Annotated in this window: 25 protein-coding genes; 14 read left to right on the plus strand and 11 right to left on the minus strand. The window is 68.1% G+C overall.

From position 1 onward, the window contains the following. The 5 genes from RIA68_04325 (at position 1) to RIA68_04345 (ending at position 5,025) form a co-directional block, all read left to right on the plus strand. Positions 1–843 (plus strand): pseudouridine synthase, encoded by an 843-nt coding sequence (locus RIA68_04325; GenBank protein ID MEQ8316659.1) that lies wholly within the window; start codon positions 1–3, stop codon positions 841–843. Between the two features lie 3 nt (positions 844–846). Next, the gene (locus RIA68_04330) at positions 847–2,382 is read left to right on the plus strand and encodes a YhjD/YihY/BrkB family envelope integrity protein (protein ID MEQ8316660.1); all 1,536 of its coding nucleotides are present in this window, start codon (positions 847–849) and stop codon (positions 2,380–2,382) included. Next, positions 2,379–2,606 (plus strand): hypothetical protein, encoded by a 228-nt coding sequence (locus RIA68_04335; protein ID MEQ8316661.1) that lies wholly within the window; start codon positions 2,379–2,381, stop codon positions 2,604–2,606. Before RIA68_04330 ends, RIA68_04335 begins: the two co-directional genes overlap by 4 nt. 60 nt (positions 2,607–2,666) lie before the next feature. Continuing rightward, complete coding sequence (nuoB, locus tag RIA68_04340; GenBank protein MEQ8316662.1) at positions 2,667–3,236, plus strand: NADH-quinone oxidoreductase subunit NuoB; 570 nt, start codon at positions 2,667–2,669, stop codon at positions 3,234–3,236. Between the two features lie 79 nt (positions 3,237–3,315). Then, on the plus strand, positions 3,316–5,025 hold the full coding sequence (locus RIA68_04345) for a hypothetical protein (GenBank protein MEQ8316663.1): 1,710 nt from the start codon (positions 3,316–3,318) through the stop codon (positions 5,023–5,025). An 80-nt stretch (positions 5,026–5,105) separates the two neighbouring features. Here the strand turns inward: RIA68_04345 and rpmH are convergent, their stop codons facing one another. Next, entirely contained in the window at positions 5,106–5,243 is a 138-nt protein-coding gene (gene rpmH / locus RIA68_04350; protein MEQ8316664.1) for a 50S ribosomal protein L34, read from the minus strand. A 283-nt stretch (positions 5,244–5,526) separates the two neighbouring features. Between rpmH and rnc the strand changes: the two genes are divergently transcribed. Beyond that, positions 5,527–6,270 (plus strand): ribonuclease III, encoded by a 744-nt coding sequence (gene rnc / locus RIA68_04355; GenBank protein ID MEQ8316665.1) that lies wholly within the window; start codon positions 5,527–5,529, stop codon positions 6,268–6,270. Positions 6,271–6,285: 15 nt separating this feature from the next. On the opposite strand, the gene RIA68_04360 is transcribed toward rnc, so the two are convergent. From RIA68_04360 to RIA68_04375, 4 genes are all read right to left on the minus strand, one after another. After that, entirely contained in the window at positions 6,286–7,851 is a 1,566-nt protein-coding gene (locus RIA68_04360; GenBank protein ID MEQ8316666.1) for an endonuclease/exonuclease/phosphatase family protein, read from the minus strand. 80 nt (positions 7,852–7,931) lie between these two features. Further along, on the minus strand, positions 7,932–8,882 hold the full coding sequence (locus tag RIA68_04365) for a hypothetical protein (GenBank protein MEQ8316667.1): 951 nt from the start codon (positions 8,880–8,882) through the stop codon (positions 7,932–7,934). Between the two features lie 132 nt (positions 8,883–9,014). Next, positions 9,015–9,512, minus strand: coding sequence for a hypothetical protein (locus tag RIA68_04370; protein ID MEQ8316668.1), 498 nt, complete (start codon positions 9,510–9,512; stop codon positions 9,015–9,017). Positions 9,513–9,530: 18 nt separating this feature from the next. Then, entirely contained in the window at positions 9,531–10,655 is a 1,125-nt protein-coding gene (locus RIA68_04375) for a class I fructose-bisphosphate aldolase (GenBank protein MEQ8316669.1), read from the minus strand. A 188-nt stretch (positions 10,656–10,843) separates the two neighbouring features. Here RIA68_04375 and RIA68_04380 point away from each other — a divergent pair, with 188 nt between their 5' ends. Beyond that, positions 10,844–11,407, plus strand: a complete 564-nt coding sequence (locus RIA68_04380; GenBank protein ID MEQ8316670.1) for a hypothetical protein — start codon at positions 10,844–10,846, stop codon at positions 11,405–11,407. On the opposite strand, the gene RIA68_04385 is transcribed toward RIA68_04380, so the two are convergent. Continuing rightward, complete coding sequence (locus RIA68_04385) at positions 11,357–12,622, minus strand: serine hydrolase domain-containing protein (protein MEQ8316671.1); 1,266 nt, start codon at positions 12,620–12,622, stop codon at positions 11,357–11,359. The genes RIA68_04380 and RIA68_04385 overlap by 51 nt on opposite strands. A gap of 120 nt (positions 12,623–12,742) precedes the next feature. Between RIA68_04385 and RIA68_04390 the strand changes: the two genes are divergently transcribed. The 6 genes from RIA68_04390 (at position 12,743) to RIA68_04415 (ending at position 17,958) form a co-directional block, all read left to right on the plus strand. Continuing rightward, positions 12,743–13,087: a DUF2089 family protein gene (locus tag RIA68_04390; protein MEQ8316672.1), complete on the plus strand. Its 345-nt coding sequence runs from the start codon at positions 12,743–12,745 to the stop codon at positions 13,085–13,087. Further along, positions 13,087–13,443 carry a hypothetical protein gene (locus RIA68_04395; GenBank protein ID MEQ8316673.1) on the plus strand — a complete coding sequence of 119 codons (357 nt, stop codon included), beginning with the start codon at positions 13,087–13,089 and terminating at the stop codon, positions 13,441–13,443. Before RIA68_04390 ends, RIA68_04395 begins: the two co-directional genes overlap by 1 nt. A gap of 40 nt (positions 13,444–13,483) precedes the next feature. Continuing rightward, entirely contained in the window at positions 13,484–14,983 is a 1,500-nt protein-coding gene (gene purB, locus RIA68_04400; GenBank protein MEQ8316674.1) for an adenylosuccinate lyase, read from the plus strand. Positions 14,984–15,223: 240 nt separating this feature from the next. Continuing rightward, positions 15,224–15,868, plus strand: a complete 645-nt coding sequence (locus RIA68_04405) for an RNA polymerase sigma factor (protein MEQ8316675.1) — start codon at positions 15,224–15,226, stop codon at positions 15,866–15,868. Beyond that, on the plus strand, positions 15,865–16,827 hold the full coding sequence (locus tag RIA68_04410) for an anti-sigma factor (protein MEQ8316676.1): 963 nt from the start codon (positions 15,865–15,867) through the stop codon (positions 16,825–16,827). Before RIA68_04405 ends, RIA68_04410 begins: the two co-directional genes overlap by 4 nt. A gap of 57 nt (positions 16,828–16,884) precedes the next feature. Then, positions 16,885–17,958 carry a transporter substrate-binding domain-containing protein gene (locus RIA68_04415; GenBank protein ID MEQ8316677.1) on the plus strand — a complete coding sequence of 358 codons (1,074 nt, stop codon included), beginning with the start codon at positions 16,885–16,887 and terminating at the stop codon, positions 17,956–17,958. On the opposite strand, the gene deoC is transcribed toward RIA68_04415, so the two are convergent. The 5 genes from deoC to RIA68_04440 form a co-directional block, all read right to left on the minus strand. Then, entirely contained in the window at positions 17,943–18,752 is an 810-nt protein-coding gene (deoC, locus tag RIA68_04420; protein MEQ8316678.1) for a deoxyribose-phosphate aldolase, read from the minus strand. The genes RIA68_04415 and deoC overlap by 16 nt on opposite strands. Continuing rightward, the gene (locus RIA68_04425; protein ID MEQ8316679.1) at positions 18,712–19,638 is read right to left on the minus strand and encodes an alpha/beta hydrolase; all 927 of its coding nucleotides are present in this window, start codon (positions 19,636–19,638) and stop codon (positions 18,712–18,714) included. The genes deoC and RIA68_04425 overlap by 41 nt, the downstream gene beginning before the upstream one ends. 3 nt (positions 19,639–19,641) lie before the next feature. Then, positions 19,642–21,732: a site-2 protease family protein gene (locus RIA68_04430; protein MEQ8316680.1), complete on the minus strand. Its 2,091-nt coding sequence runs from the start codon at positions 21,730–21,732 to the stop codon at positions 19,642–19,644. A 98-nt stretch (positions 21,733–21,830) separates the two neighbouring features. Then, complete coding sequence (locus tag RIA68_04435) at positions 21,831–22,502, minus strand: thioredoxin family protein (protein MEQ8316681.1); 672 nt, start codon at positions 22,500–22,502, stop codon at positions 21,831–21,833. 55 nt (positions 22,503–22,557) lie between these two features. Beyond that, positions 22,558–23,475 (minus strand): protein-disulfide reductase DsbD family protein, encoded by a 918-nt coding sequence (locus RIA68_04440; GenBank protein ID MEQ8316682.1) that lies wholly within the window; start codon positions 23,473–23,475, stop codon positions 22,558–22,560. Positions 23,476–23,576: 101 nt separating this feature from the next. Here RIA68_04440 and RIA68_04445 point away from each other — a divergent pair, with 101 nt between their 5' ends. Further along, positions 23,577–24,113 (plus strand): rhodanese-like domain-containing protein, encoded by a 537-nt coding sequence (locus tag RIA68_04445; protein MEQ8316683.1) that lies wholly within the window; start codon positions 23,577–23,579, stop codon positions 24,111–24,113. Positions 24,114–24,116 lie beyond the last annotated feature (3 nt).

The raw sequence follows: 24,116 nt of genomic DNA on the forward strand, positions 1-24,116 counted from the left end.
GTGCCGCAGCCCGACTCCACCGCCGCCCCCCAGGGACAGGAACGACTGCACCGCGTCCTCGCCGATGCGGGCGTGGCCAGTCGCCGCGCCTGCGAGCAACTCATCCGCGAGGGTCACGTCGAGGTCAACGGCGAGATCGTGACCGAACTGCCTTCGTTTGCCGACCCACGACGTGACGACATCCGCGTCAACGGCCGCCGCATCCGCACGCCGGATGCCACGGTCACGGTGCTCCTGAACAAGCCGACCGCCACGCTCACCACCGCCGCCGACGAGCCGGGCATGGACCGCCGCACGGTGCTCGACATCGTGCAGCACCCACTCGCGCCCCGCCTATTTCCGGTCGGGCGGCTCGACTACGACACCACGGGGCTGCTGATCCTGACCAACGACGGCGAACTGGCAAACCGACTTGCTCACCCGAGGTACGAGATCCCCAAGACCTACCGGGCCATCGTCAGCGGGGTGATGACCAAGGAGAGCCTGGCCGACCTGGAGCGTGGCGTCGTCCTGGCCCACCGCACGCAGGGCAAGACGCAGGGGGCCGAACGCACCCAGCCCGTACGGGTGACCGTGACCAGGCAACTGCGCGACCGGGCGCACCTCGAGATCACGCTGACCGAGGGCCGCAACCGCGAGGTCCGCCGAGTGCTCGCCCGCGTGGGATGCCCCGTCCGAAAGCTCGAGCGCGTCGCCATCGGCCCGGTCAAGCTTGCCGACCTCCGCCGCGGCCATTGGCGAGACATTCGCCCCAGTGAGCTCAAGTCGCTCAAGAAGGCCGTTGGCCTCCTCGAGGGTGGCCGTCGCGGTGGACAGAGCAGGCCACGAACGGGGAGGTCGTAGTCCATGGCCGGACTGCCCGACTGGCTACGGCTGCCCAGCAGCGAAGAAATGGCACGAGCGACCTACGTCAGCCGCATGGCGCTGCGCTCGCTCTTGAAGACTCGGCTCCCGCAGATGGCGGCGGCGCTCGCCTATCGCACGCTCTTCGGTCTGCTGCCGATCAGCATCGTCGCGCTCGTCATCGTGCGCATGTTCGTGGGCGACGACGACCTAAAACGGCTCATGGAGCAGGCCGTTCGGTTCACGGGCATCGCCGAGGTGATCCAGGCCGAGGTCGGCCAGACCACGCCAGACGATCCGAGCGACGACGCACCCGTGCGGCCCTCGGTCGGCGGCGTGCTCACGATGCCGGGTCCGTTCACGTCGTCCATGCGGTTGCACGCAGCCCTGGCCATGGTCGGTACGCCCGAGGACATCGAGGAGCGTGGCACGGGCCTGCTCAACCCGCCCGAGCCGTTGGATCCGACCCCGCAGAGCCTCGACGACCTCCTGCAGGGCTGGGTCGACAACTTCGGATCGGTTCGGTTCGACGCCATCGGGCTCGTCGGCGGCCTCGTGCTCATTTATGCCGCGCTCGCGATGGTCGTCGAGGTCGAACGCTGCTTCAACCAAGTGTGCCGCGCCAAATCGGGACGGAGCTGGACCCGCCGAATCACGCAGTACTGGACGCTGATGACGCTCGGGGCCATCCTCATTGCGCTGACCTTCCTCGTGAGCGTGCAATTCCGAGAGTGGATTCGCGCCATGGCGGGCGACGGGGACGCATTTGGCCGATTCATCGTCGGTGCGGCGGGCTTCCTCGTCACCGTCGCTATCAGCACGGGGCTGCTGACGCTCGCCTACATGATCTTGCCCAACCGTCGCCTCCGCCTGCGCCCGACGCTCGCGGGCGCCACGGTTGCCGCCATCGGATGGGAGGCCGCCAAGTGGGGCTTCACGCAGTACCTGGGCTTCTCGACGAACTCAACCTACGCCACGCTGTACGGCTCGCTCGCGCTCATCCCGATCTTCATGCTGTGGGTCTTCTTGACGTGGCTCATCATCCTCTTCGGGCTGCAGGTCGCGTATGGCGTGCAGATGCTCGAAGACGGCATCGAGCAGGACGAGGACTCCGACGATCCGGCCCTGATGCTCGCCGGACCGGGCTTGCTCATCGACGCCGCAGCCGCGATCGGCCGGCGATTCGCTGATGGGCAGGGCGCTCGGACGTCCGACGTCGCCGACGAGCTGGCCCTCGCCAACGACCAGTGCTCGAAGATCATCAACGCCCTGCAGCGCGGCGGATTCGTGAAACAACTGGACAACGGCGGAGGTTTTACCTTGTCCAAGCCGGCCGATCGAATCCGCCTGGCCGACATTGCGACGGCCGCACCCTCGCCAGTCGCCTCGCGGCAGGGGTCCGCGGCGTCCCGGCTCAGACGGTCGGCCGTCGAGTCGTTGGGAGAAGAAACCCTACAATCTCGCCTGGCCGAGGCAGCGGAAAACCAGGATGGCTCAGCCAACGTATCGAAGGACGGGAAAGAACGCGAGGACGCATGACACGCAGCCGAATCATCAAGGGCTCCATCTTGACCGCCACCGCGGGAGTGCTTGCTCTGGGTGCGGGTGGTTGCTATCGGAAGGTCGTGGATTCCCGGGGCATCGGGGCCGATAGCACGAAGCTCCGCAGCGAGTACGAGAGCCGGCCGCTCGACTTCATGACCACCGAGAGCCGAAGAGACAAGCGTGAGGTTCGCCCCGCACGCGAGCGTGAACGGCCCTGATCCGAGGTATGTGGAGCCTAAACTTTCGTCACGCTCGTCATTCCTGATTCGGGAGCCACCATGGGCATCGAAGCCGCACTTCCTACCGACGCCATCCTGACCACGCAACTCCAGCGTGTCATCAACTGGGCCCGGCGCAGCAGCATCTGGCCCATCCCCTTCGCGACCGCGTGCTGTGGCATCGAACTCATGGCAACGGCGTCGAGCCGCTATGACCTCGCCCGATTCGGCATGGAACGCATGAGCTTCAGCCCGCGGCAGAGCGACCTCGTCATCGTCGCCGGCCGCATTGGCATCAAGATGATGCCCGTGCTCCAGCGCATCTATCAACAGGTAGCCGAGCCCAAGTGGGTCATCTCGATGGGCGCGTGCGCTTCCACCGGCGGCGTGTTCGACACCTACGCCACCGTCCAGGGCATCGACCAGTTCATCCCCGTCGACGTCTACATCCCCGGCTGCCCGCCCAGGCCCGAGATGCTGCTCGAGGGCATCATGGCCATCCAGCGGATCATCGATGAGGACGGGATCCCGCCTCGCGGCCCCGGCGGCAAGCGCGTGCCGCTCGGCATCGCCGTCCAGCCCACGCACCAGGCAACCCCCCAGCCCGTCGGCGTGCGCATCGGATCCTGATCCGATCGGCTTCCGACAATCTGGCTCGGCGGCCGCGTCGAGGCCGACTTCGACGCGTTGGGGTGGAACAATCCCCGACATGAAGTACCCACGCCTGACGTCGTTCGTCGCACCTGCGCTGCTCCTTGCGAGTTCGGCTTGCCTCGCGCAAGAGATCGCCCCGGCGACGCCACGCGAGGCCGCAATCGAGCAACTCGCTGACGATCCAGCGGCCGCGCTTGCTGCGGCAACTCGCCAGCGCGACGCGGCCATCGCGGCCTGGCCAACGACCCAGGTCGCCGACCTCGTCGACGCGGTCGAGCACCACGCCATCGTCGCGATGATTGGTGATCTTCCGGCCTCGGCCCGGAGCCTCATGCTCGATGTTTGGGCATCGCACCCGGAGTTCGTCGGCGCGCTCGCCCGCGTCATCACCGACACGAACGACGGATCGTCGGTCGCCACCATCGCACAGGCCATCGCGGTCGGCCAGCCGGACGCATTGAGCGACTACCCCGAACTGGCCGCGGCGGTGTGCGTCGTGCTCGACCGGCCGCGCGAGTACCCCGGGCTCGGATCGATCCTGCCTGCGGCGCCGGATGTTTTCGAAGCCCTCGTGTTCGCACACCAGGACCGCCGCGTCATGGCGCTACCGCTCGACCGGCTGCCCGCCGAGGTGCTTACGTTCATGACCGACAGCGCCCTGACGGGCGAGGGCATCCGCACGATCATCCAAGATCGCCGCCAGCGCGAGCCCTTGGAGCTGTACCGTCTGGTTACGTACCGACAAGCAAGCCTGCTCGAAGGCGAAGCGGCGCTGCCCCCCGAAGAATTCAGCTTCGAGCGCATCCAAGAGCGCGGCGGGCTCGGGCCGCTCCGCAGCTTCTACGCCGAGCAGTTGGGCCAAGCCTTCGGCTATCCCGTCGCACTCGCAACCGGCCATCTGGGCGACGAGCGCTTCCTGGCGCCCGTCTTCCTCGAGCAGGGTCGCCGAGGCTACCTCTGGAACCTTGACGCCATTGCCGACCATGCGGGCCTGGCGTTCGGTGCGACGCAGCATCCGGTCACGAACGAGCCACTGCCGCTCGCCGAATTGCTTCTGACCGCCGATCTCGCCGAAGCGGGCCCGGCATCCACTCGCACGGCGTGGGCCTTGCATGAGGCTACGCAGTCGGCCGCACCGAGCGTCCGCCCCGGTCTGATTTCGGCGACCGTCGATGCTACCCCCGGATTCGCCGACGCGTGGCGCGCCTGGCTCGTGCTCCAGCTCGAGCAGGCTTCCGGCGAGCCCGACGGCGTCCAGCGGGTGCTCACCGACTTCTTCGGTCGCCTCGATCGGCGCTCACCCCTCTTCGCCACGCGCACGGCGCTGGACGCCATCGCCGAGATGGACGATGACCAACTGGCCGTGCTCGAGTGGCTCTCGCTCACGGCTCGACGTGACCCCCATCGCTACGCGGCCGCCCAGCTTGCCCTCGGCGACCTGCTGCTCTCACAGGGCGATCGTGCTGCGGCGAGCAAGGCGTACGAGGACCTCGTCAATCGCCAGGCCGACGAGACGCCACTGGCCCTCGACGCAATCTCTCGGCTCGACACGATGTTCACCCAGGACGGTCGGGCCGATGAGCTGCTCTCGTTCTACGGCCGGACGCACCGCCGCTTTCGCGCCCCACGAACGTCGCAGGAGGCCGAAGTCCGGGCCAGCGGGTTCATGGTCGTCGGCGAGCGGTACGAGGCGCTCCTGCGCGCCGCCGGGCGAGACCGCGAGGCCGACCGCCTGCGTCGCCAGCTCGACCGCGCGATTCCGTAAGCGCCCACCTTACGCAAAAGCCCCAGCAAGGCTGGGGCGGATGATCGTCGCTGGATGGTGTCGAGCGGGGTGCTTTGAAATCACTTCTTGAAGTTGATCGCGCGGCCGATGCGGCGGCGGCGGTTGATGATCTTGCGGCCGCCCTTGGTCCGCATGCGGGCGCGGAAGCCCATCTTGCGGGCCCGAGAAAGCTTGCTGAGGCGACGGGGATAATGCATGGCTCGAAACCTCGGGATAACCCTTGCGTACCAGTCCATCCGCTCTGCGGGGCGGTGAGTATAGGCCATGCGTTGACGGGGGCCAAGCATTGGGCAAACATGCCCAGATCGCGGCTCAAAATCGCTTGGCGACAGGCCGATGATCGTGTAGACTGGATTGATCCGGGTTCCCGCATCCCGCCGTCGGCGGTGCACCGTGCTGGTCGACCGCGAGATGCTGGAATCACCTGGCTGTTGTTCGAGCCGGCCGCCTCCGGATGGTGCCGGTGATGCCGAGGTGTCCATGCAAGATTCCGGCGAGCTGTGCGTCGAGACCGCCGAGCGCGCGATCGGCTACAGGTTCAAGAACTCATGCCTGCTGGTGAAAGCGCTGACGCACGCGTCGGTCACCGATGCGCGCGTCGACTCGAACGAGCGGCTCGAGTTCCTGGGCGATTCGGTCCTCGGCCTCGTCACGAGCGAGCGCATCTTCACGCTCTTTCCGAACCTGCTCGAAGGCGAGATGACCAAGATCAAGTCGACGGCCGTCTCGCGACGGACGTGCGCCGACATCGCCGATGCAATGGGCCTGATCGAGCTCCTGCTGCTCGGCAAGGGCATGCGGGCCGGCGCGCCGCTGCCACGCTCGCTGGCGGCCGCGGCGCTGGAAGCCATCATCGCGGCGATCTACCTCGACGGCGGACTCGACGCGGCCCGCGAATTCCTCGCGCCGCACCTCGACCCGTGCATCCAAAAGGCGGCGCGCCTGGGCCACCAGGAGAACTTCAAGAGCGTGCTGCAACAGCACGCCCAGCAGCAGCTCGGCTCGACCCCCCACTACCGCGTCATCGACGAGCAGGGGCCCGACCACGCCAAGAGCTTCAAGATTGCCGTCGAGATCGACGGCCACCAGTACCCCGCGCAATGGGGCCAGAGCAAGAAGCGGGCCGAGCAGCTCGCGGCCCTCGAGGCGCTGCGCGAGTTCGGGCTTATCGAGCGGACCCATGACGGCGAGATCCGGCTCATCGAGCCAGCAGACGCCAAGTAGGCCGGTTTTCCAGGACTACTCCAAGGGACGAACGTCGAGCACCACCGGCAGGTGGTCGCTCGCGGCCGTATCCCCGGCGTCGAGGCCCAGGCGTGCCAGTGCGGCCTCGCTCAGCACGCCCGTGTCGAAGACGAACGCGTTCACGGCCTCCGACGTCGCGTCGCTGTACAGCAAGAAGTCGAGTCGGCCTGGCGTGAACGTGTTGCCCGCGTCGTACCAGGTAAACATGGCCTGGTCGCCCAAACGCATCGGCTCGCTCACGGCCAGCGCCGATCCATCAAGATCCGCACCGGCGGCGATCGCGTCGAGCGGCGGACGCGAGCCAACCAGATTGAGGTCTCCGCCCAGGACCACGCCCCACGCCTCGCTGCCCGCGCCCTGGCCGAGCGCCTCGGCCACCAGGTCGGCGATGGCGGCTGCCTCGGCCGAGCGTTGCCGGTCCTCGCGGCTGTCCTTGGTGCCGCAGCACTTCAGGTGCGTCGAGCCGACGGCGAGCGGCCCCAACGGGGTGTCTGCAAGCCCACCGACGAACCGTAGTGCGTTCTGGGCGTTGACGGGGTTGGGCGTGTCGAGCGGCGTCAGCACCGAGAGCGGGTGTTTTGAGGCAACCGCCACGCCCCAGGCCGGGCCCTTGAGCACGTGCCAGTCGGTCGCGTCGTCGACGTGAGCAATGAGCCACGCCTTGATCGCGTTGGCATCGCCCTCGACCCACTCCTGGAACAGCAAGACGTCGGGATCGAGCGCGCTGATGACGCGTGCGAACGGCTCGGGATCCTTAACCGGGCTCGAATGCTCGACGTTGTACGCGACGACACGCACCGAGTCGTCGGGCCGAACGGGCACACGGGCGTCCTGCTTTTCCAGCGGCCGGGCGGAGGTCGCATCGAGCTCGAACGGGTCGGCCCAGGCGGTCACTCGCCCACGCCCATCGTGCATGACAACGACGCCGGCGATTCGGCCCGAGCCGCCCAGGCCCGGCGTTTCGAGACCCAGCCGCTCGGCCGAGCCGCGATCGATGCGGACCTCGTACCACTCGGCCGCATGCGTGGGCGTGAACGAAAAGCCAAGGTCCTCGTGCTTCACGACGCGGGCCGTGCCGTCGGGCTGGTGTACGCGGAACATGACGCCCGAGCCAGGTCTGGGCGCGTCGACCTCTCGCGGCGAAAGGATGATCTCGATGTCGGCGCCGATGCCGCCGCGGACGACGGGGTCCTCAAGCGTCCGGCCCGTCTCGGGGTTGCCGTCGGCGTCGAGATAGATCGCCACGGGCGTGTCCATGCTCTGCAGGGTGCGCGTCGGGCCCTCGAGCTTGAATCGCAGGTACAGCCAGTTGGCGTCGGCCACCGCGGCGACGTCTTCAGGCCATTCGCTGACGTCGCCATCGAGCGTTACCGTCTGGCTGCCGCTCCAGGAGACCGGCTCGAGCACGGTCACGGCCGTCGCGGGCGCGGTGGGCGGTGTCGTGGCGGTCGAGACCGTCTCGGCGGGCGGCGACTCCTCGGAGCAGGCCGCGAGGACGAACCCAGTCAGGGCCAGGCCGAGGGCGAGCGGGCGGATCGAGCGAAGGGCGTGTCGGTTCATCGCACAACCGTACCCCTGCGAAGCGGGGGCAGGCAAAGACTCACGAAAACCTCACACTCGCCAGACCGACGCAGAGCGGATCACCCGCCGCCGGCGACCATCGCCGTGATGATCGTGGCAATCATGCCCACGCCCATGACCAGCGTGAGCACGATGAGCCAGCGCTGGGCTCCGGTCAGGGCCCGCCCGATGCGGGCATCCCGCTCGGCCTCGTGGCGACGCATGGCGTCGATGGCGGACGCCAGACGGTCGTTGGTCCCAGAGACGGCCAGGATGGTCTGGTTGATCTCGGTCAGGCTTTGGGCGAGCTTCTCCTCGCGCTGCGTGGCGCGCTCGATGGCCTTGAAGATCTCGTCGAGCCTCGAGCTCTGGGCCGAGAGGGCCCGCTCGACCTTCTCGTGGCCCTTGAACTGGTTGGCCTTGAGCTCGTCGATCGATGCCAGCATGGTGTCGATGCGCTCGCGGATCTCGGGCAGGGCGGCGGCCGACTCCCGGATCTGGTCGAGCACGCCCATGGCCTGGTCGAAGCGACCGCCCTGGGCGTCCACGTGCGTGCGCAGCTTCTCGATGAGGTCGACGACCTCGCCGATCTCGGGGCCGGTCGCCTCGGGCACGGACTCGGACACGGGCGCAATGTCCTTCGGCTCCGGAGCTGCCGCAGGCTTCGTCGCAGCCTTCGGCTCGGGGCGAACCAGCCCCAGGCTCGAATCATCCATATCGTCGATCAGCGAACTGGTGCCCAGCGCGAGATCGTCGTCGGGCTCGGTCGGCTTCTCGGTGGGGCGATCGGGTGCGAACACCTCAATGGGCTTTGCCGGCGAAGCAGGAAACTTGGGCTTGTCGGCGACCGCGGTGGCGGTGCCGGAGGCCGCGGGCTTGCCTGCGAGCTTCATGGATGCGGTAGCTCCGGGCCGGGGCGCTGTACGCCGGTCCTTTGCGGGCCGGCTCGCCTTGGGCTTCTTCTGGGGCAGGGGCTCGCCGGCGTGCTGCGGGTGGGTCAAGACGCGCATGAATCGTTGGAACAGGGTCAACTCGTCGCTCCCTCGGTAGACCTGTGCAAACCCTGGCGTGACTCCCACGCCAGACCCTGTTTGTAGCATCGACCGGCCGCGAGCCGGGCCGCCAGAATCCCACGTTTGCTGAAATCTCGCGAGGATTGGCGGCTATCGCTCACGCACGGCCGTCGAGACCGTGGTCGAGCTGATGCGGCTCTCGTCCTGGAACTGGACCTCGAGCCGGCCTTGGCGCAGGCTCTGACCCTCGCGCACGCCCTCGCCGGTCGCGCGCAGCGAGAAGCGGATCGGCGTGACCTCGCCCGCGGGGATCGGCGTCTCGAAGCGGTAGACCCGGTAGTCGGTCGCGGGCTCGCTGGTTGTGAACGGCGGCTCGACCCGATCGACCGAGAAACCCATCAGGAACCCCATCTCGATGGTGATCGCCGACAGCACGCGGTCTTCGGGACCATCGTTGCGCACGCGGACGGTCATCTCGATCGAATCGCCGACCTGAACGCTCTGGGGCGTCTCGGCGCTGACGTTAATCCCCTCGGGCGCCCAGATGATGTATGGCCCCAAGAACCAGACTGCAACGCCCCACGCCGCGAGCGAGGCGACGGCGACCATCGCACCGACGACGAGGATGACCTGGATCGCGCGCTTCATCTCGGGCTTTTGGCTCGCTTAGGCAATGGTGACGTTCGAGTCGAGGTAGACGTCCTGGATGGCGTGGAGCAGCGCAACGCCGTCCTTCATGGGTCGCTGGAAGGCCTTGCGGCCCGAGATCAGCCCCATGCCGCCGGCGCGCTTGTTGATGACCGCCGTGCGGACGGCATCGTGCAGGTCGCTCTCGCCCTTGCTCTCGCCGCCGGAGTTGATCAGCGGCACACGGCCCATGTAGCAATTCGCCAGCTGGTATCGCACCAGCTCGATGGGGTGGCCGCCCTGACCATGCTCGTCGCCGCCGGCGAGCTTGGTGTAGATCTCGTTGCGGAACTTGCCGTAGCTGCTATCACCGGTGTTGAGCGCCACGTAGCCACCGTTCTTGGTCGCGAGCTTCTGCTTGACGATGTCGGCCTGGATCGTCGCGCCCAGGTGGTTGGCCTGGCCGGTCAAGTCGGCGCTGTCGTGGTAGTCGGTCTTCTTGCCATCCGGCCCGGTGGCCTTGAATGCGTCGTTGCGCGTGTAGCACCAGAGCACCGTGACCATGCCGAGCGCGTGGGCGTGGGCGAACATCTCGCTGACGTACTGGATCTGCTCGCGCGAGTTGTCGCTGCCGAAGTAGATCGTCGCGCCCACCGCAATGGCGCCCATCTCGTAGCACTGCTGGACCGTGCCGTAGAGCGTCTGGCTGTGCACGTTGGGATAGGTCAGCAGCTCGTTGTGGTTGAACTTCACGAGGAACGGGATCTTGTGGGCGTACTTGCGCGAGACCGAGCCCAGCACGCCGAAGGTCGAAGCCACGGCGTTGCAGCCGCCCTCGATGGCGAGCTTCACGATGTTCTCGGGATCGAAGTACGCCGGGTTGGGCGCAAAGCTGGCGCCCGCCGAGTGCTCCACGCCCTGGTCGACGGGCAGGATGCTGACGTACCCGGTGCCTCCGAGGCGGCCGTGGTTGAGCATGGTCTGGTAGTTTCGCAGCACCGGCACGGGCCGGTCGCCCTGGGCCACGACGCGGTCGATGAAGTCGGGGCCGGGCAGGTAGAGCGAGCCCTTGTCGAAGCCCGTGGCCGAGTAGCCCAGCAGGCCGTCGGCCTCGCTGCCGAGGATGGAGGCGATGTCCGTACTGGAGGCTGTCGCGGCGGTCATGGTGGTCACGGTGCGTGGCTCCGGAAAGTCTCGTGGTGCGTGGAGTGGCATGATAGGGCGTGGCCGACCGATAGGGGTTCTACTATTCGGGTACTGCAAGGCCCCAACGGTGGCCGACTGATGGCTGGCGCCGCACCACTCGTGGGGTTTGGGCTTCGCCGCCAGACTCGAACAACAAGGAGCCGTTCATGGAGATGCTGCTCTCGCTCTGGCTGCCGATCCTGGTGGGCGCCGTCGTCGTGTTCTTTGCGAGCTTCCTGGCGTGGGCGATCCTGCCCCACCACAAGCCCGACGTGAAGTACCTTCCCGACGAGGACGCGTTGTTCGCGCTGCTCAAGGCCCAGAACGTCGAGCCGGGCCAGTACATGTTCCCCAAGTGCGAACACGCCGACGCCAAGAACCCCGAGATGCTGGCCCGCTACAAGGCCGGCCCGTGGGGACTGCTCCGCGTCTGGCCGAGCGAGGTGAACATGGGCAAGAACCTCGCGGCGACGTTCACGCTGTTCCTGATCATCACGGCGGTGATTGGCTACCTCGCCGGCGTGGCGTTGCCGAGGGGCGCCGAGTTCATCGACGTCTTCGCTTTCACCGCCATCGCAGGCGTGCTCGCACACACGGCCGGCGGCATGCTGGGCGAGGTCTGGTTCACCAAGCCGCTGCGAGCCAAGGTCATGGACTTCGTCGACGGCGTTGTCTACGGCCTACTGACCGGACTCATCTTCGCCCTGCTCTGGCCCGGCCTGCCCGCCTGAGGGTTCGTCGAGCGTGTCGCGCAACGCTCGGAGCGCGACGCCGACTGCCTGATCGCACGCCTGCGCCGCATTCGGCCCGGCGGCGTTGGTGGTCGCCAGCATCACCCAGTCTCGCTCTGGCGCGATCCACGCGGTAGCGAACCACATGGTGTTGCTGCCGTTGTGGGTGAGAGCGATGCCGCCGCCCTCGCCGTCGCCCGCCCAGCCACGCCGTCCGACGATCCACCCGGCGGCGAACGTCTCGACCGGCCGATGCAGCTCGGCATAGTCCTCTTTGCTCAGGCCGAGGGCGTCGCGCCGGCCTTCGGCAAAGTCGTCGCCCCGTGCGTGGGCCATGCAGAAGCGGCTCCACGCATCGAGCGTCAGGTGCATCGTGCCGGCCGGGCCGAAGGCCGCGGGGTTGTCCGCGGGCAGGCCCCTGGCCCCGGGCTCGGGGAGCTGCGGCGTCCACGGCAGGTTGCCGCGCCGGCGGTGGCCCATGGGCTGCGCGGGCGCACTCGCGTCGTCGCCGGCGGGCGGAGGACCGAAGCCGAACTCGCCCGCTTCGATGCCCAGCGGCGTGAGCACGCGCTCGACGACGAGCTCTTCGTAGGCCTGGCCTCCCAGTCGCTCGGCGATGACGCCGGCGACCATGTAGCCCAGGTTCGAGTAGCGGCCCTGCTGGCCCGGCCCGGGCGCGCTCGACGCTTCGGACAGGCCCTCGAGGATCGCGGCCTCGCGGCCGACTCGCGCCTCCTCGTCGAAGAGGCGGAGCATCAGCACGCCCGACGGATTCGGCGGGAGCCCGGCCCGGTGGCGCACGAGGTCGGCGATGGTCGCGTTGGCCGCCGTCTCGCTCATGTCGCTGGCGAAGTCGGGCAGCGCCTCGGCGAGCGTGTCGGTCCAGGAGAGCCGGCCCTCGGCCACGTACGTTGCCAGCAGCGTCGCGGTGATCGCCTTGGTGCACGAGCCGATGTGCCAGAGGTCGCCGGGCTCGATCGCGGCCTCGCTGCCCTCCGCGCGCACGCCGGCGTCGGTGCTGGCGACCGTGACGGCTGACCCCGCCTCGGCGTCCCACGCGTAGCCCCGGGCCGACATGCCGGGCAGGCCGTTCTGGAGGCGGACGACCTCGAGCGGCCCCGCCAGGGGCTGGTCAGTCTCGTCCTGTGCGAGCGTGGCCGGTGTGGCCAGGACCAGGGCGGCGGCGAGCAATGCAGTGCGGAGGGACGTGAGCATGCGAGAGCGTACCGGCTGGTCGAGAGGCCGTGGCACCCTCGCTCTCGACGAAGCTTGCATTTTTTTCATTGGCTACTTGACAATATTCAAAGTGTCTGCATAATCTTCAATGTGACCTTGATGAATACAAAGCCAGACGTCCCTTCGAGCCCATCCGGCAGCTTGGCGGGATCGCCGTTGGCCCGGGTGCCCGCGGAGGACCTGGCGTTGATCATCGAGTTTGTTTTGTGTTCCGGTTCGCTCAAGGACCTGGCCAAGCGGTACGGCGTCAGCTATCCGACCATCCGCACGCGGCTGGACGGCGTCATCGAGCGGTTGCGGGCCGCGGTCGAGGATCGGCCGCGGGATCCGCTGGCCGAGGCCTTGGCCGAACTCGTCCAGCGTGGCGAACTGACGGCCTCGGGCGCCCGGCGTGTGCTGGCGGCGGCCAACGAACGAAACCAGAGCGAAAAGGGGGTGTCGTGATGGATCCGTGGTTTACCGAGCAAGCGGCGGGATTCGTGGGCGCGGTCGTGGGCGTGATCTATGGCGCTGGATTTGGCGGGCTGGGTGGGGGGATCGGCGGACCGCTGGCGGCCATGGGCAAGGCCCGGACGCTGGTGGTGGGCACGTTCGCCGCCGGCTGCGCGTTCGGCCTGGCGTTGGCGGCGACGGGCCTGGTGGCGCTCGTGCTCGGCCAGCCGTGGTACGTCTGGTTCGTGTTCCTGCTTCCCGGCATCACGGGCACGCTGCTGTTCGGCCTGCTCACGCCGATCATCCGCGCTCGCTACGCCCATGCAGAGCAGCGCAAGCTGGACGCGGCGGCGATTCGGGGCGCGTGATCGCTCGGGTTTGGGTGCTCGCGCGAATATCATCGCGTGCATGACGACCAATCCCAACGACACCTACACCTCGCCGCTCGCCGCCCGCAACGCGTCCCCGGAAATGCTCCGTATCTGGAGCCCGCGGCACAAGTTCAACACCTGGCGTCGCATCTGGCTCGCGGTGGCCGAGGCCCAGCACGAGGTGACCAAGAATTGGGATACGCCGCTCGTGTCCCGGGAGCAGGTCGACGAGCTGCGAGCCGTCGTCGAGCGTGGCATCACCGACGAGGAGCTCGCCCGCGCGAGCGAGATCGAGCGGGATCTTCGCCATGATGTGATGGCCCACGTCCACTGCCTTGGTGAGCAGTGCCCGAAGGCGAAGGCGATCATCCATCTGGGGTGTACGAGCCAGGACGTGGTGTGTAATGCGGATTTGATTGCCTTGGATCGCGCTGCTTCGCTCATCCTTCCCAAGATCGCGCGCACCATCCTGGCGTTCTGCGAGCAGGCCCGTCGTTTTCGCACAACAGCCACGCTCGGGTTCACCCATTATCAGTCCGCACAGCCGGTGACGGTCGGGCGTCGGTGCGCCGTCTGGGCCCACGACCTTGAAGTACTCGAGTACCGGGTGCGACTTCTGCGCGAACGAGGGTTCATCCGGTTTCGCGGCATGCGTGGGGCGACGGGCACGCAGGCCTCGTTCCTCGCGCTGTTTCGCGATGACCATGGAATGGTCGACCGGTTCGAAGAGCTCGTCGTCGAGCGCTTGGCCACCGGCGGACACGACCGCCGAACGCACGGCATCATGGGCCAGACGTATCCGCGGTTCGTCGATAGCTATGTGCTGGCCGATCTTGCGAACGTCGCCTCTGTTCTCCACAAGATCGCCACCGATATCCGCCTGCTCTCCAACCGCAAGGAGATCGACGAGCCCTTCGGATCCAAGCAGATCGGCTCGTCGGCCATGCCCTACAAGCGCAACCCGATGAAGTGCGAGCGGATTTGCGGGCTGACGCGGTTCGTGATGAACCTGGTGGGCAACGCCTACGACACGGCCGCCACGCAGTGGCTGGAGCGCACGCTCGATGATTCGAGCAATCGCCGGCTCTCGCTGCCCGAGGCGTTCCTTGCCCTCGATGGCGCGCTGGATCTCATGCACCAAGTCGCGTCGGGATTGGTCGTGCACGAGGCGATGGTTCGCAAGAACCTGATGGCCGAGCTGCCCTTCCTGGCGACGGAGAACATCCTGATGGAGGCCGTCAAGGCCGGCGGCGATCGCCAGGAGTTGCACGAGAAGATCCGCGTCCACGCCCAGGCGGCGGGCATGAAGGTGAAGCAGGAAGGCCTGGACAACGACCTCATCGAACGCCTGCGCGCCGACGACGCGTTCGCGCCAGTGCACCACCTGCTGACCGAGGATCAACTCCTCGACCCGATGAAGTACGTGGGCCGCAGCGTCGAGCAGACCGAGCGGTTCCTCAAAGAGGTCGTCGAGCCACTCAGGGAGCGGTACGGGGACGAGCTTGAGAAGCTTGGGGGCAGTGACCGGGGGGTGTGAACTCGGCCTCCAGCTCCACCGCCGTCGCGTAGGGCATCGTGTCGGCCTTGATGAACGGGATCAGCGGGATGTCGGGCTTGCACCCGGCGAGCGTGGCCAGGGCGCAAGAGCAGGTCACGGCAAGGGTCACACGCGGGCACTTTCGTCGACGCATCGGGGCCTCCTCGGGCTCGACCCTTCTCGGCGGTCCGAGGCCACACCGGCCAGAATTCGCGGCGTGCTTTCGATAGGATGCCCCCGATGACCGCTCATGGGCCGTCTCTTGACGGCACGGACCATCCCGCGATCGCGACGCACGAAGCCACGCTGCTCGAGCGGATCGCCGACGGCGATGGCTCGGCCGTACGGCCCCTGATCGACTCGTACGGCGGCTTCGTGTGGAGCATCGTGCGGGCCCGCTTCCCCGGCTCGTCGCAGCAGCAGGACGCCGAAGAGGTGGTCCAGGACGTGTTCGCGTCGATCTGGAAGGACGCCGGGCGGTTCGACCCGGCAAAGGGCAGCGAGAAGACCTTCATCGCGGTCATCGCCCGTCGCCGGGTGGTTGATCGCTTGCGACGCGTCGGGGGATCGCGCGAGATGGCGGTCGAAGCCGAACACCTCGACGTGGAGGTCGACGCGCGACCTCCGGCGGGGGTGACGAGCGAGGCCGAGGACGTCCGAAAAGCCGCGCAGGCGTTGGAGGGCCTGCCGCAACCGCAAAGGATGGTGCTCCGATTGTTCATCGTTTCGGGCCACACGCACGAACAGATCGCCGACGCCACCGGCATCCCGCTGGGGACCGTCAAGAGCCACATCCGCCGTGGATTGGCAAGGGTTCGTGAGCAAGTGCGGTCCGAGGGCATCGAATCGACGAGCGAGCAAGCGAAGCGGGGGGCCTCAACATGAGCGAGCAGCGCCCCACGAGCAACGCCGGATTCGAGCCCCCCACCGCCGATGAGCAGGCCGAAGCCATGGCTCTGGCGAGCATGACCGAGGACGGGCGCTTGCCCGAGTCCCTGGCGGCGGTCCTGGAAGAGCAAGGACGGGCGGCGATGCGTGAGCGCACGGAGCAAGGTGTCGATCGGGTGGACGCGCACCAGTTCAAGCCTACGCGGGTGCCCTGGGCGATCCTGGGCATCGCGGCGGTCGTGATGGTGGGCTCGGGCCTCGGTCTGGCCGTCCTGACGGTGACGATGCAAGGCAAGAACGAGCGCATCGCCGAACTCGAGACGCAGCTCTCCCGGGCGCGGGCGCAGGCCGAGCAGAACGAGACGTTCCTGGCCCAGGTCCGCCAGCAGCTCGAGTCTCGCACGGGCGAGCTGGGCGAGGCCCAGACGGCGCTCGCTGCGGCCCAGGAGCAGCGTCTCCAGATGGCCGAGCGGCTCGCGAGCGTCACGAGCAACCTGCAAGAGGCCGAGCTGCGCATCGCGCGGTACGAGGAACCCGTCGACCCGGCGACGCTGGCGGCCGATCGTCAAAAGCTGCTCGATCTACCCGGCTCGGTCCGGCTTGCGTGGACGCCCTTCGACCTGCCAGACGATCCTGCGCTGCAGCAGGACGTCACGGGCGACGTTGTGTGGAACGACGAGCTCGAGCAGGGCTACCTGCGCTTCGTGAACCTCGACGTGAACGATCCGGCCAAGGAGCAGTACCAGATCTGGGTCGTCGATGATCGTGGCATGGAGCAGAAGGTCTCGGGCGGCGTCTTCAACGCGACGGCCGACGGCGAGATCATCGTGGCGATCGATCCGTCGCTCGACCTCGGCCGCGTGGCGCTGTTTGCCGTCACGGTCGAAGAGCCGGGCGGCATCGTGGTGCCCGATCTGCGACGTCGCGTCGTGGTCGCCCCCCGCGACGGCGGGTGAATCCTGGTTCATCGTCCATCGGTGGCATTGCCGGGTCTCGTGTCATAGCGTGCCGGTATGAGCCGCATTCTTACGATCGCGTCGGCCTGCTTGCTTCTCGTGGCCTGCGTTTGCAGCGCGCAGGACTCGGCGGCTGAACCACCCGAGACCCTGCGCGTGTCTACCACGCTGACGCCGCCGTTCGTGATCGACGACGGCGACGCGGGGCTGCGGGGCATCGACGTCGAGCTGTGGAACCGCGTGGCCGATGAGTTGGGCGTACAAACCGAGTGGCACGTGACGACGCTGCAGGACGCGCTCGACTCGGTCGCAAGCGGCGAGTCCGACGTGGCCATCGCGGCGCTCACGATCTCGCGTGAGCGCGAGGCTCGACTGGACTTTACGCACGCGTACTACAACACCGGGCTCGGCATCGCCGTTGGCAGCGAGTCGTCCGGGTCCGGGCTTCTTTCCATTGCTCGTGGCCTGGTCAGCCTCGCGTTCCTGCAGGCCGTCGGGGCGCTCGGGCTCGTGCTGCTCGTGAGCGGCCTGCTCATGTGGCTCTTCGAGCGCAAGGCCAATGCCGAGCAGTTCCCCAAGGGCGTCAAGGGCCTTGGCGACGGCTTCTGGTGGAGCGCGGTGACCATGACGACCGTGGGCTACGGCGACAAGGCGCCCGTGACGTTCCCGGGCCGCGTCGTCGCGCTCATCTGGATGTTTACGAGCATCATCATCATCGCGGCATTTACGGGCGGCATCGCGAGCGCCATCACGGTGGGCGCGCTCGATGACCAGGTCCGCGGACCCGAGGACCTGCCCGAAGTGCGCGTCGCGGCGCCGGCCGGCACCACGGCGGTGGAGTACCTGCGCCAGAACGGCGTGCGCCCGACCGAGGTGGCCTCGATCGACGAGGCGCTCGAACTGCTCGCGAGCGACGAGGTCGACGCGGTGGTGCACGATGCGCCCGTCTTGCGTTCACTTGCCCAGGAACGCAATGGCATCCGCGTGCTCGAGGCGACCTTCGCGCCGCAGAGCTATGGCATGGCCCTTCCTCAGGGCAGCGAGCGACGCGAGGAGATCAACCGGGCCATCCTGGCCGAGACAAGCTCGGCGGCGTGGCAGGAGCTGATCGAGCGTTACCTCGGTCCCTGAGCCATCGACTCGGCGAGCGCCGCGAGCAGGCTGGAGGCGCCGATGCGGAAGCGTTGCGGATCGGGCGCCTTCCAGCCGTCGTGGTCGCCCATCATTTCGTGGGCCTGCGACCAGTAGGCCATCGCGTCCGCGCTCGTGCGCACGCCGCCGGCGGGCTTGAGGCCGATGCTCGGTCCACCCGCCCGCTGGTGTTCGTCGAGCACGCGGAGCATGACGCCCGTGGCTTCGAGCGTGGCCGCTGGCAGGGTCTTGCCCGTGCTGGTCTTGATGAAGTCTCCCTCGCTGAGCAGCGGCACGACGAGCTCGCTCGCGCGCCGGATGTTGGCGGCGCTGCCAAGCTCGCCGGTCTCCAAGATGACCTTCAGGAACGCACTTCCGATGGCAGCGCGGATCTCGCGGACTTCTTCGACGACTGCGTTCGTCCGGCCTGCAAGGAATTCGCCCCGGCTGATGACCATGTCGATCTCGGTCGCGCCGTGCTGGACGGCCCACGCCGCCTCAGCGACGCGGATCGAGAGCGGGCTCATGCCGCTCGGGAACGCCCCGGCGACCGACGCCAGGCCGACGGTCGAGCCCCGCAGCGCCTCGGCCGCGGCGGGCACCATCGTCGGGTAGACGCAGATGGCGCCGACGGTTGCCGAGCCGTCGCCCAGCGGGTCGAGGCCCTTGGCGCACAGGTCGCGCACGCGTTCGGCCGTGTCGGTCGCCTCGAGGGTGGTCAGGTCGAGCACGCCGACGAGCCGGCGGAGCAGGTCAGGATCGAGCGACGGCGTTGATGGCGGCGGTGTACTCACGCTCCATCGTCGCACGGCAGCCGGCGTCCTTCCACAGGTTCTGGTGCGTTCCGCCGGGAATCTCGACGAATCGGCCGTTCGGGCTGGCCTCGGCGATCTGACGGCCGTCGATGGTCGGGCAGGTCGGGTCCTGGTCGCCGTGCAAGACGAGCAGGGGGCACTGCAGATTTGCGGCCAGTTCGGCTCGATCGAACACGGGGCAGCTGGCGTTCGTCAGGCCGGGCCCGGTCCACCTTCCGCACGCGGCCAGGCCGACGTAGGCCAGGGCGGGCTTGAGGTTGAGCCACACGGGCGACCGCTGGAAGCGCATGACGTTCCGGGCGGGGGTGACGGGAAGTCGATATGGCGCCTCGACGATGACCTGCGCGACGCCCTCGCACTGCGCAGCGGCGGCGATGGACACGCCCGAGCCCATCGACGAGCCGCAGAGCACGATCGGCCGATCGCCGCCGACGCGTTCGATGAGGGCAAGCAGGTCTTTCGTCTCCAGCACGCCCAGCGTGCACCGGCCGCCGCTCTCGCCGTGGCCGGGCATGTCCCAGAAGACCACGCGCGAGCACAGGCCGCACAACAGCGGCAGCCTGCGGATGGCGTGGACCTTGCCGCTGCTCCAGCCGTGGGTGACGATGGCGACCGGGCCGTCCTCGGCTCGTCCCTTGACGTCCCAGACCGCGAGGTCGCGGCCCTGGCTCTGCAGCGTCCACGCCTCGAACTCATGCGGATCGTCGAGCTCGCCCGGATCGCCGGGCCGCCCGCGGGAAACGGCGCTGGCGTACGTCTGTCTGGCCGGATGCGTCAGCGTGCGCGCCGTCAGGAACACGAGCAGCAGCCAGTACAGCACGGCGCCGACGGCGAGCAGCAGCAGCAGGCCCAGCACGCTTTCCACCGGTCAGAGCCCGGTGAAGACGTTGCGGATGTCGTTGAACGTGACGAGCAGGAACGCCGCCCCGATGAGCAGCAGCCCCACCACCGTCGCGAAGCTTTGGATGGCCTCGGGCACGGGCTTGCCGCGGGCCCACTCGAACAGGATGAACAGGAACTGTCCGCCATCGACGATCGGGATCGGCAGGAAGTTGACGACGGCAAGGTTCACGCTGATGAGCGCCATGAAGAACAGCAGCCAGATGATCCCGCGATCGGCGATGCGCGTACCCAGGTGGGCGATGCCGACGGGGCCCTTGAGGTGCTCGACCTTGACGCTGCCCTGTACGAGCCGAGCAAACGTGAGATAGGTCATCATCATCACGCGGTGCGTCTCGGCCAGGCCCACGCCGATGGCGTCGATCGGGCCCTCGGCCTTCAGCGTGAACTCGGCGGGCCGGAAGACGCTGAGCAGGCCGGGCGGCGGGCCGAAGCCAAGCGCGTGCAGTTCGTTGACCTGCTCGCTGGTGAGCGTGAGCGTGCGCGGGATGGTCGTTCCGTCGGCATCAGGCAGACGCACGGCGATGCCGACCTCGGCGTCCGACCCGCTCGCCAGCGCCGTCGACGTGGCGTCGATCAGGGCGGCGCGGATCTCGGCGAAGCTCGAGACCGGTCGGCCGTCGATCGAGGCGATCTCCAGGCCCGGGCGATCGATCGCCGCCGGCTTCGCTTCGACTCCCGAGGGCGGGAGCGAGACGCGGGCCGAGTCGAGGTCTTGCGCCGGGAAGAAGCCGATGGTGCCGTCGCGCTTCACGCTGGCGGTAAGCTCGACGGGCGCGCCGTCGCGGATGACGACGATGGGGATGCGCTCGCCCGCGCGACGCTTGATCTCGGCGATGCCGGCGGTGATGCTCGGGTACTCGACCGACCCGAGCCGCGCGAAGAGGTCGCCCGTGCGCAGGCCCTGCTCGTAGCCCCGGGCCGTCGCGTCGAGCTCGGCCACGGTCATGACGGGCGTGAGCCCGAGCAGGTGCGTCTGGGGCGACCGGGCGCCCGAGGGCATCTCGACCATGGCCTCCTGGTACACCGCACGGGGCTCGAGCGTGGCGCGATGCGACGCCTCGCCCTGCTGGAATTCGAGCGTGACCGGGCGGCCGCCGGACTCGGCAAAGACGTCGGCCAGCTTGCCGGAATCGCTGATCGGTTTCGAACCTTGGCCGGCGATGGCCACCGTGGCGAGCGTGGCGCCCGGCGGCACGCCTTCGAGGCCGATCTGCCGCATGACGCGGTCGTAGGACTCGCGGTCGCCGCCGTCGTCGAAGAGCCGGGTCGAGCGCGCGGGGGCGACGCCGATGTCCTGGAGGTTGGTCAGGTCGTTCTTGCGGGGCATGACCTCGAAACGGAGGGGCTCGTCGAAGCCGTCGCGCTCAACGACGACGCCGATGGGCTTGCCCGGGGTCGCCATTGCCGTGGCGAGCATGAGGTCGTTGAAGCTGCGGGCCTCGCGATCGTTGACGCGTAGCACGGTGTCGCCCGATTCGAGGCCAACCGGCACGATCGACGGGTCTTCGGGCTCGGCAGCGGCGGCGGGTCCGTTGACGGCGACGATGCCCAGGCGAGGCGGCTCGGTCTTGAGGCCGACCATGAAGACGAACATGAAGATGAACGCGGCCAGCACGACGTTGGCGACGACGCCCGCCGAGATGACGACCAGCCGCTTGGCGGGGTGGCACGTCTGATAGCTGTCGGGCGCGTGGCTCACGGCGCCGGGGTTGGCGTCTTCCTGGCCCAGCATCTTGACGTAGCCGCCGAAGGGCAGCCAGTTGAGCCGGTATTCGGTCGGGCTGACGTCCGGGGGCGCCTGGTCGTGGACGGTCAGGCCGCGATCGGCCAGCATCGCCCGGTACGCCGGCTCGCTGCTGCCCCGGCGCAGGCCCAGGCCCTTGCGGTAGCTGAAGAGCGCCGGACCGAAGCCGACGGCGAAAGCAAACACCCGGATGCCCGCCCAGCGGGCGGCGACGAAGTGGCCCAGCTCGTGGATGACGATGATGAGCCCGAAGCCCACCACCACCAGCAGCAGGTCGAAGAGCGTCGAGAGCAGGGGGAGGAACTGCGGCATGTCCGAATCATAGATCGGGCGCGGGCGGGGGCCGCCTGCAGCAAAGCCCGGGCGGGCGTGTCATCGCCGGCCCGGGCAGAGGGCACAAGCAGGGACGTTCAGTTGCTGTACTTGACGGTGCAGCCGTAGGCCTGCGTCCGCGGCGTTGCGACGGTCTCGCCGGCCATGTAGGCCTTGAGGGCCTCGGCGACGTAGTTGACCTCGCCCATGGTGCGGGGGCTGGGGTCGCTGTCGATCGCGCCGTGGTAGACCACGGTGCCGTCCTTCGCGACGACGTACATCTCGGGCGTGCGCTTGGCGCCGTAGGCCTTGCCGACCTTGCCGTCCATGTCCATGAGAACGGGGTAGGTGATCTTGAAGTCCTCGATAGCCTCCTTGTTGGTCTCGATGCCGGCGCCCTGCTTGCCCTCGGCGCCGGAGTTGATGGCGATCCACACGACGCCGTCGTTCTTGTGCTCCTTCGCCAGATCGGTCATCGTGGTGGCGTTTCGATGGTGCTTCTTGACGAACGGGCAGCCGGGGTTGAACCACTCGATGACCACGGCCTTGGTGCTGTCCTTGGCGAGGATGGCCTTGAGGCTGTGCTCCTTGCCCTCGGTGTCCTTGAGGGTGAACATCGGGGCCTTCTCACCGGCCGTCACGCCCTGACGCGCCGACTGGCCGTTCATGTTGCCGTCCTGGCCAGCCAGCGCGACCGAGAGGCTCGTTGCCGCGGTCATCGCCGCAATCGTGCCGACCATCGCCATGCCATTCCGTTTGAACCAACCCATGATGGGCTCCTTTCCAAGGGGCCGCTCGTGCGGCCGTGCGTTCTGAGCGAAGGATCTAGCCGCCGCCGTCGGAGTGCCCCCCGACGCGCTGGCGGACGCGAGAAACGAGTGCAGAGTGTGCCGGAGCACGGAAGCCGTCCGGCCCGGCGTCGATCTGGTACGACCGCAATTCGCCCGACGCGTCCTTCACCGCGAGCACGCCGACGAGGCGGCGTTCGCCCTGCGTGGACTCGGACCGACGCTCGGGCGCGAGGCGGAGGCGCATGGAGTCGCCGCCGGCGTGTGCGTCGTCGAGCATGGACACCAGCGCCACCGATGAGCGCGCGGGGTAGAAGGCCAGCGAGGTTGCGCCTGGGGCGCGCACCGTCGCGGCGTCTTCGCTCCAGGCGATCGTAAAGTCGTCGGGCAGTGCAGAAGGCAACACGGGCCGAGGCAACCGAGATGCCGCAACGGCTATGTCAGATCCCGGGCGCAACCGGCCGGCTTCTTCTCGCGAGTCGCCGGCGACCGTGACTTCGATGGTCACTGACCCGAAGCCCGGCAGGCAAAGTTCGTTGCACACCAGCCACTCGACCTTGCCGGCGATTTTGAGCATCGTGCCCGCTTCGACGCCGGGCTCGATCGTGATCGGCACGAGGATGGTCGGGGTGCCCTCGTATACGTGGTCGAGGATGTCGCCGGGCGAGACGTAGCGCTTTGGCGTGGGCCAGAGCAAGGGCCCAACCGTCACGCCCTTGGGCAGCGTCCAGTCGACCTCGGGGGCGAAGCCGGTGTCGTTGCGGCCGTTCCAGTAGATGTGCCAGCCCTCGCTGAGCTCGAATCGGAGGCCGAGGAGCAAGGTCTTGCCAGGTGCGGCTTCGTCCGACTCGGCGACGAGCGAGACCTTTGATACCTCGCCGGCGTCCTGCGCCAGGGCAAGTTGGCACGTGCCGACGAGAACGGTGCACGCTGCGATGGCAATTCGTTTGAGCAAGCGCACCTCCAGCGGCTCTCCCGCACGGATGATCACCGCATAACGTGTCGGGCCCGGACGATATTTCCCAGGGCAGCGGAAAGCCAATCCAAGGATACAGGATGCCCCCTACCGGCAGGAAAACCTCGCTTCGCCATGATGCCGGCCTTCGACGGACCCGTCACGCCGCGACCGTCGTTCTGGCGGCCACGGCCGGTTTCACCGGCTGCAATTCCGGCATCACCGACGCAGACATCGAGAACATCTCCCTGACCGAAGTGCGCCTGCTCTGGCTCGAGCAGCGCGAAGAGCCCGGCGAGCCGTTGTTGATCCTCATCGATCCCAGGCGTCGCGACGCGTTCGAGCAGGCCCGCCTGCCCGGAGCCCTGCACGTGACGCTGCCCGACATTGCCGAGCGGACGCGGGTGGATCCGAGCGTCGCCCGATTCGAGCACATCGTGGTCTACGCCGAGGGCCCGGGCGCCCTGTCGGGCCGTGCGATGACCAAGCGCCTTCTGGTGCTGGGCTACGACCAGGCACGATTGTTCGGCGGGGGCGTGATCGAGTGGTCGGACGCTGGGTTCCCGGTCGCCTCGGGCGAACCGGAGAACGAGCCAGCGAGGCCGCAGCCGCGCGACGTCCGCCGTCCGGTTCCCTGAGCC

This window comes from Phycisphaerales bacterium (assembly GCA_040217175.1).
Lineage (GTDB): Bacteria > Planctomycetota > Phycisphaerae > Phycisphaerales > UBA1924 > JAHCJI01.

Bases quoted from the DNA above. Each gene is read 5' to 3' on its own strand.
- RIA68_04330 (MEQ8316660.1), top strand. From the start codon at position 847: ATGGCCGGACTGCCCGACTGGCTACGGCTGCCCAGCAGCGAAGAAATG.
- RIA68_04335 (MEQ8316661.1), top strand. From the start codon at position 2,379: ATGACACGCAGCCGAATCATCAAGGGCTCCATCTTGACCGCCACCGCG.
- nuoB (MEQ8316662.1), top strand. From the start codon at position 2,667: ATGGGCATCGAAGCCGCACTTCCTACCGACGCCATCCTGACCACGCAA.
- RIA68_04345 (MEQ8316663.1), top strand. From the start codon at position 3,316: ATGAAGTACCCACGCCTGACGTCGTTCGTCGCACCTGCGCTGCTCCTT.
- rpmH (MEQ8316664.1), bottom strand. From the start codon at position 5,243: ATGCATTATCCCCGTCGCCTCAGCAAGCTTTCTCGGGCCCGCAAGATG.
- rnc (MEQ8316665.1), top strand. From the start codon at position 5,527: ATGCAAGATTCCGGCGAGCTGTGCGTCGAGACCGCCGAGCGCGCGATC.
- RIA68_04360 (MEQ8316666.1), bottom strand. From the start codon at position 7,851: ATGAACCGACACGCCCTTCGCTCGATCCGCCCGCTCGCCCTCGGCCTG.
- RIA68_04370 (MEQ8316668.1), bottom strand. From the start codon at position 9,512: ATGAAGCGCGCGATCCAGGTCATCCTCGTCGTCGGTGCGATGGTCGCC.
- RIA68_04375 (MEQ8316669.1), bottom strand. From the start codon at position 10,655: ATGACCGCCGCGACAGCCTCCAGTACGGACATCGCCTCCATCCTCGGC.
- RIA68_04380 (MEQ8316670.1), top strand. From the start codon at position 10,844: ATGGAGATGCTGCTCTCGCTCTGGCTGCCGATCCTGGTGGGCGCCGTC.
- RIA68_04385 (MEQ8316671.1), bottom strand. From the start codon at position 12,622: ATGCTCACGTCCCTCCGCACTGCATTGCTCGCCGCCGCCCTGGTCCTG.
- RIA68_04390 (MEQ8316672.1), top strand. From the start codon at position 12,743: ATGAATACAAAGCCAGACGTCCCTTCGAGCCCATCCGGCAGCTTGGCG.
- RIA68_04395 (MEQ8316673.1), top strand. From the start codon at position 13,087: ATGGATCCGTGGTTTACCGAGCAAGCGGCGGGATTCGTGGGCGCGGTC.
- purB (MEQ8316674.1), top strand. From the start codon at position 13,484: ATGACGACCAATCCCAACGACACCTACACCTCGCCGCTCGCCGCCCGC.
- RIA68_04405 (MEQ8316675.1), top strand. From the start codon at position 15,224: ATGACCGCTCATGGGCCGTCTCTTGACGGCACGGACCATCCCGCGATC.
- RIA68_04410 (MEQ8316676.1), top strand. From the start codon at position 15,865: ATGAGCGAGCAGCGCCCCACGAGCAACGCCGGATTCGAGCCCCCCACC.
- RIA68_04415 (MEQ8316677.1), top strand. From the start codon at position 16,885: ATGAGCCGCATTCTTACGATCGCGTCGGCCTGCTTGCTTCTCGTGGCC.
- RIA68_04430 (MEQ8316680.1), bottom strand. From the start codon at position 21,732: ATGCCGCAGTTCCTCCCCCTGCTCTCGACGCTCTTCGACCTGCTGCTG.
- RIA68_04435 (MEQ8316681.1), bottom strand. From the start codon at position 22,502: ATGGGTTGGTTCAAACGGAATGGCATGGCGATGGTCGGCACGATTGCG.
- RIA68_04445 (MEQ8316683.1), top strand. From the start codon at position 23,577: ATGCCCCCTACCGGCAGGAAAACCTCGCTTCGCCATGATGCCGGCCTT.